The sequence below is a fragment of the Martelella sp. UBA3392 genome (genome assembly GCF_002358775.1).
Lineage (GTDB): Bacteria > Pseudomonadota > Alphaproteobacteria > Rhizobiales > Rhizobiaceae > Martelella > Martelella mediterranea.
On sequence record NZ_DEPM01000073.1, the window covers coordinates 26,553 to 43,795 of the forward strand.

The following is a 17,243-nucleotide window of genomic DNA, read 5'->3' on the forward strand; positions in this document are numbered from 1 at the left end:
GCGGGCGCTGCCGGGGCGCTTGGCGCTTTGCTGATCGCGCTTATCCGCCGCTCGCTGACGCCGCGCTCGTTCTGGCGATTGCTGGTTGAGACCGGTCAGATCACCGTCTCCGTTCTGTTCCTGATCCTGGCCGCGACCTTTTTCAGCCGCATGCTGGCGCTTTCCGGCGTGCCGCGTTTCCTCGCCGAAACCCTGCTCTCCGGTCCGATCGGCCCCTATGGTTTCCTGCTGCTCTATCTGCTGTTGATCATCGCACTTGGCTGTCTGATCGATTCCATCTCGATCATGCTGATCCTGCTGCCGATTGCGCTGCCGGTCGCGGAGGCCGCCGGGTTCGATCTGATCTGGTTCGGGGTTCTGACGGTGGTGGCCGTGGAGGTCGGGCTGCTGACGCCCCCCTTCGGCCTATCGGTCTACATCATCAAGACAGCCGTCGAGGACCGGTCGCTGAAGGTCTCGGATATCTTCAGGGGCGCCATGCCCTTCGTCGGCGCCATGCTGGTCTCGCTCGCCCTGATCGTCGCCTTTCCGTCGATCGCGACCTGGTTTGCACGGCTTTAGAGGGTGTTGTCACATTAACCTGTCCGCATTTACCTACGTTTCGGGTTGGTTGTAGACTTCGGCGATGCTGGCATCCGATATCAGTTTCAAGCGTCACCGTTTTCCTCCCCAGATCGTTGCTCATGCAGTCTGACTTTACCTGCGGTTTAATCTGAGGCTGCGCAAAGTTGAGGAAATGCTGCTTGAGCGTGGTGTCGATGTTTCTTATGAGACGGCCCGCCGCTGGATCGCCAAGTTCGGACCCAGATCGCTCGCAATTTGCGGCGACGACAGGGGCACCCGGCAATATTTGGTATCTGGACGAGTTCGTTGTGAAATGCGCCGCAGAAAAATTCTGGCTATGGCGCGCCGTCGATCAGCATGGCACCGTTCTCGAAGAAATCTTGCAGAAGCGCCGTGACACGAGGGCGGCCAGGCGCCTGCTGGTTGTGTTGTTACAGCGCTAGGGCTTTGTTCCAAAGCGGATCATCACCGATAAACTGCGCTCCTACAGCGTGACAACACATTTCAACCTGATCGGTTCGGACTTCCTGAGCAACTGAAATGACGAGTTGCGGCCGACAACCGGGACTCAGCCTGGTGACAAAATCCTCCGGCAGAGAGCGTGGCAACGTCGTGATGACCCACGAGGTTTGTCAACAAACAAACAGAGCCCCGGCAGGTCGCCAGGGCTCGCTTCGCAGCGTTCATCAGGCGGTGGTCGCCTGATACGCTTGGGAGAATGTCGACCTACTGCCGGTCGGGCAGGGGCATCCAGTCGGGCGTGGCGACATCGGCGTGGGCGAATGCCGGCATCTTTGCGCTCAGCTCCTGCATGTTCTTGATGTCGTCATCGAGCAGAACCTGCTGGGTGATCAGCGTCGGCGGCACGATAACGTTGTGGCCGGGGTCCTCGCCGGCGAGCATCATTGCCAGCGCGCGGACGGACACTTCGCCGACGACAGCCGGATTGGTGGCCGCGGTGGCGGCCCAGGCGCTGCCCGGCTCGCGCATGGCGGCGATATCGGATGTCGAGACGTCGGCCGAATAGATCTTGATCGCATCCGACATGCCGGCTTCGTCGACGGCGATCTTCACGCCCTTCGCGAATTCGTCATAGGGCGCGAACATGACCGTGATGTTCGGATTGGCCGAAAGAACCGAGCGCGCCTGGTTGGCAACCGAGTTGGCAATCGGGTTGTCGAGCGTGCCGAAGGTCGCCACTTCATCGATGCCCGGATACTTCTCCTTGAACTCCTGCCAGACCTCGTCGCGGCGGTCCAGCGGCGCAATGCCGGGCACATAGACATAACCGGCCTTGAAGCTGTCGCCATTGTCCTTGATTGCTTGTTCCAGCGACAGACGGGCCAGATCGTGGTCCGACTGTTCGATCTGCGGAATGGCGTCGTTTTCGACGTTCACGTCGAAGGCAACCACATCAATGCCGGCATCGACGGCGCGCTGTGCGGCTTCGCGCATGCTTTCCGTCAGGCCGTGCTGGATGATGATGCCGTCGACGCCGAGCGCGATCGCCTGATCGACCATATCCGCCTGAAGGGCCGCATCCTGACGACTGTCGAGCACGCGAAGATTGAGGCCGAGCGCGTTCGACTGGGCTTCGACGCCAGCCAGATAGGACTGGAAGAAGTCGCCGGTCGAAAGATAACGCACCAGCGCGATGGTGACGTCCTCCGGCTTGTCGAAAGGGGCCGGCATGTCGGCCGCCAGCGCCGGCATCGCGGCGGCGGAAAGCATTGCGCCCGCCGCCATGGTGTTGAACAGTCTGCGTGTGATTTTCATTTTCTCATTCCTCCACGTCTGAGATCCAGTTTTAAGATCGCTTGCGCCTCCTCCCGCAGTGCCCGATACCGGCGCCAGTATCGGTCCTGTCGACGGGCGGTGAACACCGCCCGTTCATGTTCAGTGCCCGGTCAGTGTTTGTGTCGGGTCGACAGCGCGAAGGTGAACACCAGCGCGATCACCAGCACCGCGCCCTTGACGAAGTCCTGGGTGTAATAGGGCGCGTTCATCATCGTCAGCCCCTGAAGCAGAATGCCGACAAACAGCGCGCCGATGGCCGTGCCGAAGGCATTGGGCTTGGCAGCGCCGAGCACGGCAAAGCCGATCAGCGCCGCGGCCACCGCATCCAGCAGAAGATTGTTGCCGGAGGCGATATCGCCGCGGCCGAGACGGGCGGCCAGAAGAATGCCGCCGATCGAGGCGAACTCGGCCGAAATCACATAGGCGAGGATCTTGTAGCCGTTGACCGGCGCGCCGGCGAGCGCTGCGGCGCGCTCATTGGAGCCGACGGCATACATCATCCGGCCGAACCGGGTGAATTCCAGAAACAACCAGATCGCGATCGCCAGAACGATCAGCACCACAACCGATACCGGTACGAGATTGGGCAGGATGAAATCGAAGCGGTGGCGGCCGAGCGCCAGAAAGGCGGCGCTGAACGCGCCCTCGGCCTGCGAGCCATCCGGCAGCGTCATGCCGGTGGCGATCGAACGGCCTTCGGTCGGAATGCGCTGCAGGCCGAGCAGCAGGAACATCATGCCGAGCGTCGCCAGGAGATCGGGAACGCGGCCGTAGACGATCAGAACGCCGTTGATCAGGCCTATCAACCCGCCAATGACGAGGCAGACGGCAACGGCTTCGAACGCATTGCCGCCCATCACCACCATGACATAGGAAGAGGCCATCAGCGCCGTGGTCGCCACCGAGCCGATCGAAAGGTCGAAGCCCCCGACCACCAGCGTCGCCGTGACGCCGAGCGCCAGAATGCCGGTGATCGACACCGATTGCAGGATGAAGACCGCGCTCTGCGGCGAGCCAAAACCCGGAGCGGCGATCGAAAACACCAGAACCAGCGCCAACAGCAGCGTCAGAAAGCCATAGCGGATTGCCAGCGCGCGGACATTGCCCGACTGGCGGCCGCCAGGCTTTTCGGCCGGATTCGCGGCGGTGGGCTTCTGGGCGAGGGCGTTTTCTTTGTTGGTCATTGGCTCACCATTTCCAGACGCCCGGCGATCTGGGCGAGAAGTGTATCAAGGTCGACTTCGAGGTTTCTGTGCTCGCCGACAATGGTATGTTCGGACATCACCAGAATGCGGTCGGCAATCTCGAACGCCTCGTCGAGTTCGGTCAGGAAGACCAGCGTGGCCCGGCCGCCGGCCGATTGGCGCAGGGTCGATGCGATATCGCGGCGGGCGGCAATGTCGACGCCCTGAAACGGTTCGTCGAGGATCAGCAGGCGGGCATCATGGCTGAGCCAGCGCCCGACCATCACCTTTTGCTGGTTGCCGCCGGACAGCGTCTGCATGGCATCGCGTTCCGTGCGGCAGACGACATTGAGCCCGGTGATCTGATCGCGCGCCTGCGCCTTTTCCCGCGACCGGCTCATGATCCCGAAGGACGACAGGCGCTTCAAAAACGGCAGGCTGATATTCTCGTAGATGTTGAAATCGGGCACGATTCCGCTGACCGCGCGATCCTTCGCCACCAGGAACACCCCGTTTGCGATGGCAGCGCCCGTGTTTCTCGGCGCGTAGCCTTTGCCCTCCAGCATCATCTGCCCGCCATAAGGCCGGCGCGCGCCGAACAGCGTTTCCGCCAACACGGTCTTGCCGACGCCGACGAGACCGGTGACGGCCACGATCTCACCTTCCCGCAGGGTCAGCGAGAACGGTTTCTTGCCGGGGGCGATCTGGAGGTCTGTTGCAGAGAAAACCTCTGCCCCGCCGTCGCGGACATCGACATGGCCATGGCCGATGGCGCGGCCGAGCATGGCGTCGACAGCGCCCTTGTAATCGAGTTCCGGACCTTCGAACACGCCGGAGATACGGCCATCGCGCAGCGTGACGATGGTATCGGCCAGCCGACGGATATCCGACATGCGATGCGAGATATAGAGGATCGCGACGCCATCGGCGCGCAAGCGGTCAAGTAGAGCGAACAGCCGGTCCGCCTCCGCGCTCGAAAGCGACGAGGTCGGCTCGTCGAGAATGAGAACGCGCGGCTTGTGGGCCATGGCGCGGGCAATCGCCACCATCTGGCGGTCGGCCAGCGACAGGTCGGATACCTGGGCCGACAGGTCGAGCGAGAGCCCCATGGCTTCGGCGACGACGCGGGCCTGTTTGCGGATTTTGTAAGGATTGAAGAACACCGAAGCGCCGCGCCCGGTCAGCCGGTCGAGCACAAGATTGGTCGCGACATCGAGATCGGCGGCAACGCCGTCATTGATGTTCTGATGCACGGTGACGACGCCGGCGCGGATGGCTTCCGCCGGGGTAGCGGGGGTGAAAGGCTTGCCGGCAAGCGTGATCGTGCCACTGTCGGGGCGATAGAGCCCGGTGACGGTGCGCACCAGCGTGGATTTACCAGCGCCGTTCGCTCCCATCAGCACGGTCACTTCTCCGGAGCGCAAGCGCAGATCGACGCCATCCAGCACCTGGATCGGCCCGAACGCCTTGCGCAGCCCGTCTATGCGGAACACTGCGGTCATGAAAATCATTTCCTCCCGCTACCATCCTAGAGATCAAAATCATCAAATGTCAACAGCAATGACATTTGACAGAAAATAAAAATAGCAATTGTCATTGCTGTTGACAAATGACAGAGCGCGGCGCTACCGTGTTGAAAAGCCCCGCGAGCGCATATCGTCGGGGCGCATTTGGGAGGATGTCTATGGCGCTGGAACAGGCCTTCGCGGCCCTTGAGCCTGAAACCCTGCCGTCACGGCTGGGAACGCTCGAAATCCTGACGGAAAAGCTGGGTCCGCCTTCGGGTTGGCACGTGCGCGAGGTCGGCGATGGCAATCTGAACCTCGTCTTCATCGTCGAGGGCGGCGGTCGCAGCATGATCGTCAAGCAGGCGCTGCCCTATGTGCGGCTGGTGGGCGAGGCCTGGCCGCTGCCGCTTACGCGGTCGTTCTTCGAGTATAACGCGCTCATCCGCCAGGCCGACCGCGCGCCGGGAAGCGTGCCGGAAGTCTTCTATTTCGATGAGCGTCAGGCGATCATCGTGCAGGAATTTCTCAGTCCGCACGTGATCCTCAGAAAGGCGCTGATCGACGGGCAGATGCTGCCCCGGCTGGCCGAGGATCTCGGCCTGTTCATGGCCCGCACCCTGTTTCGCGGGTCGGACCTTTCCATGGAAGCGGCCGCGCGCAAGAAGGACATGGCGCGGTTTGCCGGCAATGACGCGCTTTGCGATATCACCGAGGCCCTGGTCTTCACCGACCCCTATTATAGTGCCGAGATGAACAGCCATACGACGCCCGAGCTCGACGGCATCGTGGCAAGGCTCAGGGCCGACCGCGACCTGAAGGTGGCGGCGCAGGAGATGAAGCTCGCCTTCGTCACCCGCGCCGAGACCATGCTGCATGGCGATCTGCATACCGGCTCGATCATGGTCACCGAGGACGAGACGCGGGTGATCGATCCCGAATTCGCCTATTACGGCCCGATGGCCTTCGATGTCGGCATGCTGCTCGCCAATTACTGGATGAGCTATTTTTCCCAGCGCGGCCATGAACAGAACGGCTCGCGCGAGGAGATGCGCCGCTATCTGCTCGACACGATCTCAGGCACGTGGACTGTCTTCCGCGATGAGTTCTCCCGGCTTTGGCGGCAAGAACGCACCGGCATTCTGTTCCAGCGCTGCCTCTACGAGGACCAGGGCGATGCGCTTGGCGCGGAACAGGCGCTGGAACGGTTCCTGCACGCGCTGTTCGAGGACATGCTGGGCTTTGCCGGGCTGGAAATCCATCGCCGCATTCTGGGTCTCGCCCATAATGCCGATTTCGAGACCATTGCGGAACGCGCGCAAAAGGCGCGATGCGAAGCTGCCGCGCTGGAATTCGGCCGCCATATCGCCGTCAACCGCTGCCATATCAGCAGCCTCGATGCATTGGAAGGACTGGCCCGCCAACTGGAACAGGAGAGCGCCCGATGAAGGTTGGCGACAAACACTACCGCACGATCTGGCCGCACCAGAATGGCCGCTCCGTGGAGATCATCGACCAGCGCTGGCTGCCGCATGATTTCCGTGTCGTCACCCTGTCTACGGTCAACGAGATCGCCACCGCGATCGCCGACATGTGGGTGCGCGGCGCGCCGCTGATCGGCGTGACGGCGGCCTATGGCATCGCCATCGCCATGGCAGATGACCCCTCGGACGCAAATCTCAATGCGACCTCCGAGAAGCTGCACGCAACGCGGCCGACGGCCATCAATCTCAAATGGGCGCTCGATGAGATGCGGCACACGCTCTCGATCGTCGCGACCGACAAGCGCGCGGAGGCAGCCTATCGCCGCGCCGCCGAAATCGCCGATGAGGATGTGGAACTGAACCGCGCGATCGGCCGCCACGGGCTGGAAATCATCAAGGAGATCGCGGCGAAGAAGAAGCCGGGCGAACCGGTCAATATCCTCACCCATTGCAATGCCGGCTGGCTTGCCACCGTCGATTACGGCACGGCGACCGCGCCGATCTACCTGGCGATGGAGGCCGGCATTCCGGTCCATGTCTTTGTCGATGAAACCCGCCCGCGCAATCAGGGCGCGCAGCTGACCGCCTGGGAAATGGACGGCCATGGCGTGCCGCATGACCTGATCGTGGACAATGCCGGCGGCCATCTTATGCAGCATGGCGAGATCGACATGGTGATTGTGGGCACCGACCGGACCACCGCATCCGGCGACGTCTGCAACAAGATCGGCACCTATCTGAAGGCGCTGGCGGCCAAGGATAACGGCGTGCCGTTCTATGTCGCGCTGCCATCGCCCACCATCGACTGGACAGTCCGTGACGGCGTCGCGGAAATCCCGATCGAGGAGCGCAACAGCGACGAGGTGAGCTTTGTGCAGGGCGAGAATTCCGAGGGCGACATCATCTCGGTGCGCATTTCGCCAAAGGGCACGCCCGCCCGCAACCCGGCCTTCGACGTTACCCCCGCCCGCCTCGTCACCGGCCTGATCACCGAACGCGGCATCGCCGAGGCATCCGCCCCAGGCCTTGCCCGCCTCTTTGAAAAAGAAAACTAGACCATGTCCCTGACCAACGAAAAATCCACCGAGGATATCGCGCATGGCATCCGCAAGCGGGTGTTCCTGCACACGATGCGCAACAATGGCGGCTATCTGAGCCAGGCCTGTTCTGCGGCCGAAAGCCTCGCCTTTCTTTATAACGAGGCGCTGCATCTGGGTGCGCCGACGCTGCCGCCGGTTCCCAAACCCTTTGCCGGTGTGCCGTCGGCCCACAACCCGGATGCGTTTACCGGCGCGGGCTATCACGGGCCGTTTGCCGCCGAATATGACCGCTTCTTCGTCTCGCCCGCCCATTATGCGCTGGTGATCTATTCTGCGCTGATCGAAGTGGGCCGCATGGATGAGAATGCGCTCGACCATTTCAACAAGGATGGCGGCTCGGTGGAAATGATCGGGGCCGAGCACAGCCCCGGCATGGAAGTCACCACCGGTTCGCTGGCGCAGGGGCTTTCCATGGCCTCCGGCGTCGCCTTCGCCCGCAAGCGCGCGGGCGAGAAAGGCAAGGTCTGGGTCTACATGTCGGACGGCGAATTCCAGGAAGGCCAGACCTGGGAATGCCTGTCGGCCATGCGCCACCACGGGATCGACAACATCCGGGTGATCGTCGACGTCAACCGTCAACAATGCGACGGCGCCATGTCCTCGGTTCAGGAGCTTTACGACCTGCCGGAACGGATTACCGCCTTCGGCGCAACCTGCCGCTCGATCGACGGACATGACCTTGACGCCATGCGCAAGGCCGCCGACAGCGCCGAGCCCGGCAAGCCGCTGGTGATACTTGCCAATACTTCGCCGTTTCAGGGCATGGACTTCCTGAAGAAACGCTTCCCGCGCCTGCATTACGTTCGCTTCAAGAGCGAAGCCGAACGCACGGAGATGCGCGACGCGCTGGCGGTCGAGCTTGGCGTTGACCTCAATGAAATCGAAGAGGCCTGATCATGGTGGACATCGTCAACAGACCCTACGCCACGGCGTTCGAAACCTTCGCGACCGCACGACCCGAGGTGATGTGCCTGTCGGCCGACCTCACCTCGTCCTGCGAGGTCGATGGTTTTCGCGACCGCCATCCCGACCAGTTCCTGTCCATGGGCATGGCCGAGCAGAACATGCTGTCCTTCGCCGGCGGGCTGGCGATGCAGGGCTACCGGCCCTTCATCCACACCTTCGCGGTGTTTCTCTATCGCCGACCCTATGACCAGCTCATCAACTCGATCGCCTATTCCAACCGCAAGGTGCGGATGATGGGCTTTCTGCCTGGCATCACCACGCCTGGCGGCATCACCCATCAGGCAATCGAGGATATCGCGGTGATGCGCGCGATCCCCAACATGACGGTGCTGGAAACCGGTGACGCGACCGAAGTGGAAACCGTGCTCGAGGTCGCCGACAGCATTGACGGGCCGGTCTATGTGCGCGTGCTGCGCGGCCAGGTGCCGCGGCTGTTTGCGACCCCGTTTGCGTTCAACAAACTCCGTACGCTCAGCAAGGGCGACGATGTGCTCGTGCTGACATCCGGCGTGTGCACCGAGGAAGCTCTGCGCGCCACGGCAGCGCTTTCGGCAAAGGGCGTCGGCATCCATCATCTGCATGCCTCGACGCTGAAACCGTTCGACCGCGACACCTTCATCGAGGCCGCACGCGGCAAGAAGGGCGTGGTCACGCTCGAAAATCATATCATCACCGGCGGCCTCGGCACGATCGCGGCAGAGATCATCGCGGAGGAAGGTCTTGGCGTGAAGCTTCGCCGGCTCGGCCTCAACGACACCTTCGCCCATGGCGCGTCCAAGCCCTACCTGATGAAGAAATACGGGCTCGACGCCATTGCCCTGGTGCGCGCGATCGAGGATGTGCTCGACCACGGGCTCGACATCACCGACGATGCGCTTGAGGCGGTGCGCCTCGACGCGGTCCATTCGGCCGAAAAGGCGGAGGCGCTCTGATGGCGAACCGGTTTTCGGCGGGCTATCTGATTTTTGATGCCGACTACGAGACCGCGAAACAGCGCGCGCTCAACATCACGGTCGAGCAGACGGTGGAAATACCGCGCGATATCGTGCCCGCCGGCTATGTCGAGGATGAAATCCTCGGCCGGCTGGAAGCGCTGGAGGCGGCCGACGGCGGTTATGTTGCCGAGATTTCCTACAGTTTCGATGATGTCGGCGGCGATTTTCTTCAACTTCTGAACGTGCTGTTCGGCAATTCCTCGATCCTGTCGAAAACCCGCCTTGTCTGGATGAAGCCCTGCGCCGGGCTTGACGCGATCACGCCGGGTCCGCGTTTCGGGCGCGACGGGCTTTACCAGCTGGCAGGCGTTTCCGGCGGCCCGCTGTTGATGTCTGCGATCAAGCCGGTCGGCCTCTCCACGTCGGAGCTCGCCCGGCTTGCAGGCGATTTCGCGCGCGGCGGCATGGATTTCGTCAAGGACGATCACGGTCTCGTGGATCAGAAGACCGCGCCGTTTTCGGAACGGCTCGCGGCCTGCGTCGATGCAATCGGCGAGGCCAATGCGAAAACCGGATTCCGGACCCGCTTCATTCCCAACATCACGGCGCAAGGCGGCCAAACGCTTGAGCGCGCCTATGAAGCGAAGGAAAAGGGCGCCGGCGGCGTCATGCTGGCGCCTGCGCTTGCCGGTTACGACATTGCGCGGCAACTGGCGGCCGATGCCAATTTCGGCCTGCCGGTGATCGCGCATCCGGCCTTTTCCGGGGCCAATGTTGTAGGCGGCGATTGCGGTTTCTCCCATCGTTTCTATTTCGGAACGCTGCAGCGCCTGATGGGCGTGGACGCTGCCGTTTATCCCAATTTCGGCGGCCGTTTCGGCTTTTCGCGGGACGAGTGCCGGTCGATCGTTGATGGCTGTTCCGAGGCGTTTTCAGATATCAAACCGATCCTGCCTGCACCCGGCGGCGGCATGACATTCGAGCGCGTTCCGGAAATGAAGGCGGCCTACGGCAAGGACGTCATCTATCTGATCGGCGGCGCGCTGATCCGCGAACGGGAAACATTGGTGGATGCCTGCAGACGCCTCGGCGAAACGGTCAGGGCGGGATAGGACGCCCTTCTTGCGGCGCAGGAGCGAAGCGGGCAAATTCACTTTTTTCACCCGACATGGATAATGTCCAGACCACGACGAGACACTCATGCTGATCCGACCGAGCGACCGCATTCTCCACAAAGCCGCATGGCTATACTACACCCATGGCCTGCGCCAGGACGAGGTTGCGAAACAGCTCGACATATCGCGGGCCTCGGTCGCCATGTATCTGCGTCGCGCCCGCGAAATGGGCATCGTCACCATCTCCACCTCCACCGAACTGTTTACCGATGACGTTCTGGCCCGGGAGATGGAAGACGCAATGGGGCTGGACGCGGTCTGGATCGTGCCCGAGGACCGCCAGGCGCTCGATCCAGAGACCGAAATGCCGGTGGTGGCCGCGGCGGTATTCCAGGGGCTGATCAACAAGGGCGACAAGGTCGGCGTTGCCTGGGGGCGGACGGTCTACCACATCGCCGATGCCATGCCGTTCGCCGATCTGCAGGGCGTCACCGTGATCCAGCTCTGCGGCAATCTCGGCGCGCCCTATAATTACCGTCCGGACCAGTGTACCACCGAAATCGCGCGGCGGCTGAATGCCGAGGGCATCAATTTCTACGCGCCGCTGGTGTTGAGCACCGAGGCGCTGTGCGCCCAGTTGCGCGACGAGGCGATCATTCACCAGCAGATGGCGATGATCGGCGAGTGCGATCTGGTGCTCTATTCCGTCGGAGGCATTGCGCCGGACAGCCATCTGGTGAAATGCGGCGCGCTGTCGGCGGAAGCGATCGAGGCGCTTGGCGAACAGGGCGCTGCCGGCGTGATTGCCGGACAGGTGATCGACCGCGACGGCGCGATCATGGATTGCGAGCATAATCGCCGCTGCATATCCGCCGACCTCGACACGGTGCGCCAGATTCCCAAGCGGCTGATGGTGGTGCAGGAGGCCGAGAAATTCGAGGCGCTGAAGGCGGCGCTCAGAGGCGGCTTCGTGTCCCACCTCGTGGTGACCCGGTCCATGGGTGAACAGCTCATGGATGCCTGGAAAGCCTGAACGCCGTCACTGGACACATATTTGAATAGACCGGGGTCAAACGGCCCCAGGGAGGATGACCGATGGAAAATCTCTGGAACGACGCCGCGGCGAAAGCGGCAGTCGAAGGCTACGGCGCAAACGGCGTCAATGAGGATCTCGCGCTTTGCACCTACACGACCCGGCTTCTGGGCGGTGAACCGCGCCTGGTGCTCCACGGCGGCGGCAACACCTCGGTCAAGACGGAAGCGAGCGACCTCGTCGGCGAGCGTTTCGACGTGCTTTGCGTCAAGGGCAGCGGGTGGGACATGGCGACCATCGAGCCGGCCGGGCTGCCGGCGGTCAAGCTCAACCCGCTGCTGAAGGCGCGGGCTTTCGACAAGCTGTCGGACGAGGACATGGTCACCCTCCAGCGCGCCAACCTTATCGATCCGGCTTCGCCCAATCCCTCGGTCGAGACCCTGCTCCACGCCTTCCTGCCGCAGAAATTCGTCAACCACACGCATTCAACGGCCGTGCTGGCAATCGTCGATCAGGCCGAAAGCCGGCGTCTAGCCGATGCCGCGTTTGGCGACCGGTTCGCCTTCGTGCCCTACATCATGCCCGGCTTTGCGCTCGCCAAGGCGTCGGCCGAAGCGTTCGAGGCAAAGCCGGACGCCGATGCCTTGATTCTCGACAAGCACGGCATCTTCACCTTCGCCGAGACCGCGAAGGAGGCCTATGACCTGATGATCGACTATGTCTCGCGCGCGGAAGACTATGTCCGGCGCGAGGGCAGACCGGCGTTTCATCCGGTCAGCCTGCCGGACGGGCTTGCCGGGCCGGACATGATTGCGCCGATCCTGCGCGGGGCGGTGGCGATCAGACAGAAGGGCAAGCGTTTCGGGCGGATGGTCAATGACTTCCGCACCTCGCCCGCGATCATGGACTTCGTCAACGCCGCTGAACTCGCCGACATGGCCGAACGCGGCGTTTCCACGCCGGACCTGTCGATCCGGATCAAGACCGGGCCCATGGTTCTGCCAGCCCCGCGCGCAGACGATCTCTCTGGCTTTGCCGCCTCCACGACTGCGGCGGTGGACCGTTATGCCGAGGCCTATACGCGCTACTTCAACGAGAACAACGACCGCGACGATGTTGACCGGACCATGCTCGACGCCATGCCGCGCCTCACCCTGGTGCCGGGTGTTGGCCTCTTCGGGCACGGGCGCAGCGCCAAGGAGGCAAAGATCGCCGCCGATCTCGGCGAAATGTGGATCGAGGCGGCGCGCGACGCGGAAATGGTGGGCCGGTTCGCGCCGGTCAGCCGCCCGGAGCTTTTCGAGCTGGAATACTGGTCGCTGGAGCAGGCAAAGCTTGCCGGCAACAAGCCGAAACCTCTGACCGGCCAGGTCGCGCTCGTCACCGGTGGTGGCGGCGCGATCGGCGCGGCCGTTGCCCGGAAATTTGCAGCCGAGGGCGCCCATGTCGTGGTCGCCGATCTCGACGGCGGGCGCGCCCAAGAAGTGGCGCGCGAGGCCGGCAATGGCGCGATCGGCGTGGCGATGGACGTCACCGATCGCGCTTCGGTCAAGGCCGGCTTTGCGGCGGCGGTGTCACGTTTCGGCGGCGTTGATCTCGTTGTCTCTAATGCCGGCGCTGCCTTCCAGGGGCCGATCGCGACACTCGATGGCGCAGTGCTGCGCAGGAGTTTCGAACTGAATTTCTTCGCCCACCAGAGCGTGGCCCAGGAGGCGGTCCGGATCATGAAGACCCAGGGCACCGGTGGCGCGCTGTTGTTCAATGCCAGCAAGCAGGCGGTCAATCCCGGCGCCGATTTCGGCGCCTACGGGCTGGCCAAGGCCGCCACCCTGTTTCTCTCGCGCCAGTATGCGCTGGAACACGGCAAGGACGGCATCCGCTCCAACGCCGTCAACGCCGACCGCATCCGCTCCGGCCTGCTCGATGATGCGATGATCGAAAGCCGGGCGGCGGCGCGCGGCCTTTCCGTTGAGGATTATATGGGCGGCAACCTGCTGCACCGCGAAGTCACGGCCGAGGATGTGGCCCGCGCCTTCTTCGATCTCGCCTGCGCGGAAAGCACGACCGCCAACGTGACCACTGTCGACGGCGGCAATATCGCGGCCGCCTTGCGTTAGGTGCTTAGTCCCGGCATTTGATCGACCGGATCAATGATGAAACGATCCGGTTCGTTTGTCCCTCGTGTGCTTTTAAGGCCTGGTTTGGCAACCAGTTCTGACGGATGAACTACCGGAGGGTTGTTGTCGCATTAACTTTGTCATGCAAGGAAAGGCCCGTGCACTGAGATTCTCAGGCGATGCAAGCCGCCTTTTACTGGCATCGCCCGCTTCGAGGCGATGGCAGCGAATTGTTTGTGTGGCACGGCGGCGGGTGGAACTGAAAAGCAATTGCGGGTAGCCGAGGGCATGGAAACAAACCGTTGCAGTGCTAGAGAAGCCATGAGCATCGAACCCTATGACCTTGCCGAGAACTTTATGCAGATTCCGCCCGATATTGAGGACCCCACGACAGCGGACTGATGATTGTATCGCAGTCTTGACAACGTATCGAGAAGGCTGCGCTTCCCAGTTTCATCAAGAACGCCGTCGATGCCCTTGTGTCACTCACTCAACCAAGTCACTCTCGCGCAAATCATTGAAAACATGCGATGTGCGGGTCCCGGTTTCAAACACAAAGCGACAGATGCCGCTTCAGAAAGCCGCGCGGTAGATCGAAAGCGCATCTTGCTCGGAGACGGGGCGCGGGTTGTTGACCAGAAGCCGGGTCTGGTTCATCGCGTCGGAGGCCAGTTTCGGAAGCATGTCCTCGGGAATATTCATGGCTCTGAGATTGGGTTGCAGGCCGCAGGCGCGCGACAGTTCCGCAAGCTTCTCGCAGAAGGCCGCGGCCCGTTCCTGTCCCTCCAGAGCCGACAGTTCCGGAAACACGAAAGGCGCAAGCTCGGCATAGGGAGCAGGGGAGGTGACGATATTGAACCGCAGGACATGGGGCAGAACCAGCGCGTTCGAGAGACCGTGCGGGATGTGAAAATGTCCGCCGAGCGGATAGGCAAGCGCATGCACCGCGGCGACCGGCGAGTTGGCGAAGGCCTGTCCGGCCAGCATCGAGCCCAGCAGCATGTCGGAGCGCGCCGCCTGGTCCGCGCCGTCTTCGACCGCCTTCAGAAGAGACCGGCCCATCAATGTCAGTGCCTGCGTCGCCAGAATGCGCGACAACGGGTTGTTATTGGGGCTCGCCGATGCGTAGGCCTCGATCGCATGAACCATGGCGTCGATGCCCGTTGCCGCGGTTATGTGCGGGGGCAGGCCATAGGTAAGGGCGGGGTCGAGCAGGGCGATATCGGGCAGCAGCACCGGCGAGACCACACCCATCTTCTCGTTGGCGCCGGTGGTGACGATCGATATCGGGGTGACTTCCGAGCCGGTCCCGGCGGTCGTCGGTACGAGAATGAGCGGCAGGCGCGGGCCGCGCGCCTTGTCCACGCCGTAGACATCCGCCAGCGTTTCCTTGGCCGGAACCAGAAGCGCGACCAGCTTCGCGACATCCAGGGACGATCCGCCGCCAATGCCGACAATCCCTTGCGCTTCAGCCGATCGCGCCGCTTCGACGGCTGAAAGCACCAGATGCTCGGGCGGATCGGCCTGGACATCGCCGAACAGTTCCACGGCGATGCCGCCGTCGCGCAGCAGGCCCACCGCCCGGTCAACGATACCGGTCGCCATCATGCCCGGATCGGTGACGAGCATGATGCGGCTGCCGATCTGCGCGTGGACCAGCGCCGCCAGATCGTTCAGCATATCGACCCCGAACCGGATCGATTTGGCGGTATTGAAAGCAAATCTGTTCATGGTTTCCTCGAAAGTCGGTTTTCGCGCCAGCCGGTGAGGCGGGCCGGTTTCATCCGGCGATCCCGCCGATCTGTAGCTCGGTGATACGGCGCGCCATCGCGCGTTGCTGCTCGGGGCTTTCGCCGGAGCGCGGCCGATACCAGATCGCCATCCAGTTCACAGCGCCGAGCATGCCCTTCACGGCCAACGACACATCGGCGTCTTGCCGGATGCTGCCGTCGGCCTGGCCCTGGCGGAAAGCCTCCACGAAAAGCAGTTCGAACTTGTGCCTGATATCCATCAGTTCATCGAGGCTGATGCGCTGTTCGGGGGTGGTCGCGCCCAGGCGGTGCATGTGCACGCCCTGCACGACGACCGCTTCATAGGCAATGTTCTGCATCATGGTCAGGGCATGCGCCTCGAGCATGCGCACAAGCTTTTCGCGACCGGTGCCGCCGGCCGACATCGCTTCATTCACCGCGTCCATCAGCCGTCTCATGCCTTCGCGGTGGACCTCGAAGAACAGATCGGTCTTGGAGCGGAAGTAATGGTAGATGCGACCCTTGGTCGCGCCGAGGCGACGGGCGACATCGTCGATGCTGGTCCCCTGAAACCCCATTTCGGTGAAGCAGAGCGCGGCGCAATCCAGGATTTCGACGACGCTCTCGACGAGAGCGCCCGATTCTTCCTGACCTCGGGTCTTCAGCGCCCATTCGCGGTGCATGTCGTTTTTCGCCACCGGTTCCCCCTGCGGTCAATTCTCAATCTGCGTCCTTCCAGCAATAAAGCCGATATCGAACGCTCACAACAAACTTGATGTCGCGTTTGTGGTCTGGACAGTTCTGGATTCGCATACTACGGAGTATGTTGCAACAAGAAAGTCGCCGATATGCGAGGAGGTCCTAAGTTGAACGAAGCGCACGCCCCCCAATTTTCCGAGTGGGTAACCGTCGACCAGTCGATGGTCGACCGATTCGCCGACGCGATTGACGACCATCAGTTCATTCATGTCGACCCGGAACGGGCGAAGACGGAGACCAGCTATGGCGGCACGATCGTGCACGGCTTCTACCTGCTTTCGATGCTGACCGCCTTCACCCGCAGCGCTCTGCCGCCGGCAAAGGCGGGCGCGGTCGAAATCAACTATGGTTTCGACAAGCTGCGCTTTCTCAGCCCTGTGCCGGTCGGCGCGCGCGTGCGCGGCAGTTTTACTCTGGAGAACGAGACCCCCAAGGCAGGGGGCGTGTTGCGCAGCTACGATGCGCGCGTCGAAATCGAAGGAGCGGAGCGCCCGGCCCTGGCAGCCAGTTGGCTGGTCCTGACGGTGGGTGACGACAAGAAAGCGGATTGAAGCGCAAGACGGGCGCGGACAAAACCGGAATTATCAAGACAAACAATTCGGAGGAGACAGATATGTCGGTTTCATTCAAGGATCAGGTGGCGATCGTCACCGGCGCGGGGGGCGGACTGGGCCGCTCCCACGCTCTCATGCTTGCCAGCCACGGCGCGGCCGTCGTGGTGAACGATTTCGGCGGCGCGCGCGACGGCAGCGGCGGCACGACGGAGGCCAGCGAAGCCGTGGTGCGGGAAATCACCGCGGCGGGCGGGCGGGCCATCGCCAATGCCGGCAACGTCGCCTCCGAGGCGGATATGGCGGAGATGGTCGAGCAGGCGCTCTCGGCCTTCGGTCGGATCGACGTGCTGATCAACAATGCCGGCATCCTGCGCGACAA

At 62.7% G+C, this 17,243-nt stretch carries 15 protein-coding genes and 2 pseudogenes; 11 read left to right on the forward strand and 6 right to left on the reverse strand.

Annotation, left to right across the window (positions count from 1 at the left end; genetic code table 11):
- Both B4E36_RS05480 and B4E36_RS05485 read left to right on the forward strand, forming a co-directional pair.
- Positions 1 to 561, forward strand: a 561-nt coding sequence (locus B4E36_RS05480) for a TRAP transporter large permease subunit (RefSeq protein WP_345900081.1), incomplete at its 5' end; no start/stop codon positions are given.
- A gap of 100 nt (positions 562 to 661) precedes the next feature.
- A pseudogene (locus B4E36_RS05485) lies at positions 662 to 1,004 on the forward strand (IS6 family transposase); the annotation flags it as partial.
- A 286-nt stretch (positions 1,005 to 1,290) separates the two neighbouring features.
- Here B4E36_RS05485 and B4E36_RS05490 read toward each other — a convergent pair.
- The 3 genes from B4E36_RS05490 to B4E36_RS05500 form a co-directional block, all read right to left on the reverse strand.
- Positions 1,291 to 2,340, reverse strand: a complete 1,050-nt coding sequence (locus B4E36_RS05490; protein WP_345900082.1) for a substrate-binding domain-containing protein — start codon at positions 2,338 to 2,340, stop codon at positions 1,291 to 1,293.
- Between the two features lie 131 nt (positions 2,341 to 2,471).
- A complete protein-coding gene (locus B4E36_RS05495) occupies positions 2,472 to 3,545 on the reverse strand; it encodes an ABC transporter permease (protein WP_292055837.1) in 1,074 nt (357 codons plus the stop codon).
- Entirely contained in the window at positions 3,542 to 5,056 is a 1,515-nt protein-coding gene (locus B4E36_RS05500; protein ID WP_414673733.1) for a sugar ABC transporter ATP-binding protein, read from the reverse strand. The genes B4E36_RS05495 and B4E36_RS05500 overlap by 4 nt, the downstream gene beginning before the upstream one ends.
- 173 nt (positions 5,057 to 5,229) lie before the next feature.
- Between B4E36_RS05500 and mtnK the strand changes: the two genes are divergently transcribed.
- The 7 genes from mtnK to B4E36_RS05535 all read left to right on the forward strand — a co-directional run bounded on the left by mtnK (position 5,230) and on the right by B4E36_RS05535 (position 13,800).
- Entirely contained in the window at positions 5,230 to 6,498 is a 1,269-nt protein-coding gene (mtnK, locus tag B4E36_RS05505) for an S-methyl-5-thioribose kinase (protein WP_292055838.1), read from the forward strand.
- A complete protein-coding gene (gene mtnA, locus B4E36_RS05510; RefSeq protein WP_345900083.1) occupies positions 6,495 to 7,589 on the forward strand; it encodes an S-methyl-5-thioribose-1-phosphate isomerase in 1,095 nt (364 codons plus the stop codon). Before mtnK ends, mtnA begins: the two co-directional genes overlap by 4 nt.
- Before the next feature lie 3 nt (positions 7,590 to 7,592).
- Positions 7,593 to 8,528, forward strand: a complete 936-nt coding sequence (locus B4E36_RS05515) for a transketolase (RefSeq protein ID WP_292055842.1) — start codon at positions 7,593 to 7,595, stop codon at positions 8,526 to 8,528.
- Positions 8,529 to 8,530: 2 nt separating this feature from the next.
- Complete coding sequence (locus B4E36_RS05520; RefSeq protein ID WP_292055844.1) at positions 8,531 to 9,532, forward strand: transketolase family protein; 1,002 nt, start codon at positions 8,531 to 8,533, stop codon at positions 9,530 to 9,532.
- The gene (locus tag B4E36_RS05525; protein WP_345900084.1) at positions 9,532 to 10,647 is read left to right on the forward strand and encodes a RuBisCO large subunit C-terminal-like domain-containing protein; all 1,116 of its coding nucleotides are present in this window, start codon (positions 9,532 to 9,534) and stop codon (positions 10,645 to 10,647) included. The genes B4E36_RS05520 and B4E36_RS05525 overlap by 1 nt, the downstream gene beginning before the upstream one ends.
- Before the next feature lie 88 nt (positions 10,648 to 10,735).
- On the forward strand, positions 10,736 to 11,683 hold the full coding sequence (locus B4E36_RS05530; protein WP_292055849.1) for a sugar-binding transcriptional regulator: 948 nt from the start codon (positions 10,736 to 10,738) through the stop codon (positions 11,681 to 11,683).
- A gap of 62 nt (positions 11,684 to 11,745) precedes the next feature.
- Positions 11,746 to 13,800 (forward strand): bifunctional aldolase/short-chain dehydrogenase, encoded by a 2,055-nt coding sequence (locus B4E36_RS05535; protein WP_292055852.1) that lies wholly within the window; start codon positions 11,746 to 11,748, stop codon positions 13,798 to 13,800.
- A 172-nt stretch (positions 13,801 to 13,972) separates the two neighbouring features.
- Here the strand turns inward: B4E36_RS05535 and B4E36_RS24405 are convergent.
- From B4E36_RS24405 to B4E36_RS05545, 3 genes and pseudogenes are all read right to left on the reverse strand, one after another.
- Positions 13,973 to 14,108 (reverse strand): annotated as a pseudogene (locus B4E36_RS24405) (IS6 family transposase); the annotation flags it as partial.
- A gap of 265 nt (positions 14,109 to 14,373) precedes the next feature.
- Complete coding sequence (locus B4E36_RS05540) at positions 14,374 to 15,531, reverse strand: iron-containing alcohol dehydrogenase (RefSeq protein ID WP_345900085.1); 1,158 nt, start codon at positions 15,529 to 15,531, stop codon at positions 14,374 to 14,376.
- Positions 15,532 to 15,580: 49 nt separating this feature from the next.
- Positions 15,581 to 16,249, reverse strand: a complete 669-nt coding sequence (locus B4E36_RS05545) for a TetR/AcrR family transcriptional regulator (protein ID WP_292055856.1) — start codon at positions 16,247 to 16,249, stop codon at positions 15,581 to 15,583.
- Between the two features lie 168 nt (positions 16,250 to 16,417).
- On the opposite strand from B4E36_RS05545, the gene B4E36_RS05550 reads away from it, so the two are divergent.
- Together B4E36_RS05550 and B4E36_RS05555 are read left to right on the forward strand one after the other, a co-directional pair.
- Complete coding sequence (locus B4E36_RS05550; protein ID WP_347442347.1) at positions 16,418 to 16,861, forward strand: MaoC family dehydratase; 444 nt, start codon at positions 16,418 to 16,420, stop codon at positions 16,859 to 16,861.
- A 62-nt stretch (positions 16,862 to 16,923) separates the two neighbouring features.
- A partial coding sequence (locus tag B4E36_RS05555; protein ID WP_345900086.1) for an SDR family NAD(P)-dependent oxidoreductase occupies positions 16,924 to 17,243 on the forward strand: 320 nt, incomplete at its 3' end.

Bases quoted from the DNA above. Each gene is read 5' to 3' on its own strand.
- B4E36_RS05490 (WP_345900082.1), bottom strand. From the start codon at position 2,340: ATGAAAATCACACGCAGACTGTTCAACACCATGGCGGCGGGCGCAATG.
- B4E36_RS05495 (WP_292055837.1), bottom strand. From the start codon at position 3,545: ATGACCAACAAAGAAAACGCCCTCGCCCAGAAGCCCACCGCCGCGAAT.
- B4E36_RS05500 (WP_414673733.1), bottom strand. From the start codon at position 5,056: ATGATTTTCATGACCGCAGTGTTCCGCATAGACGGGCTGCGCAAGGCG.
- mtnK (WP_292055838.1), top strand. From the start codon at position 5,230: ATGGCGCTGGAACAGGCCTTCGCGGCCCTTGAGCCTGAAACCCTGCCG.
- mtnA (WP_345900083.1), top strand. From the start codon at position 6,495: ATGAAGGTTGGCGACAAACACTACCGCACGATCTGGCCGCACCAGAAT.
- B4E36_RS05515 (WP_292055842.1), top strand. From the start codon at position 7,593: ATGTCCCTGACCAACGAAAAATCCACCGAGGATATCGCGCATGGCATC.
- B4E36_RS05520 (WP_292055844.1), top strand. From the start codon at position 8,531: ATGGTGGACATCGTCAACAGACCCTACGCCACGGCGTTCGAAACCTTC.
- B4E36_RS05525 (WP_345900084.1), top strand. From the start codon at position 9,532: ATGGCGAACCGGTTTTCGGCGGGCTATCTGATTTTTGATGCCGACTAC.
- B4E36_RS05530 (WP_292055849.1), top strand. From the start codon at position 10,736: ATGCTGATCCGACCGAGCGACCGCATTCTCCACAAAGCCGCATGGCTA.
- B4E36_RS05535 (WP_292055852.1), top strand. From the start codon at position 11,746: ATGGAAAATCTCTGGAACGACGCCGCGGCGAAAGCGGCAGTCGAAGGC.
- B4E36_RS05540 (WP_345900085.1), bottom strand. From the start codon at position 15,531: ATGAACAGATTTGCTTTCAATACCGCCAAATCGATCCGGTTCGGGGTC.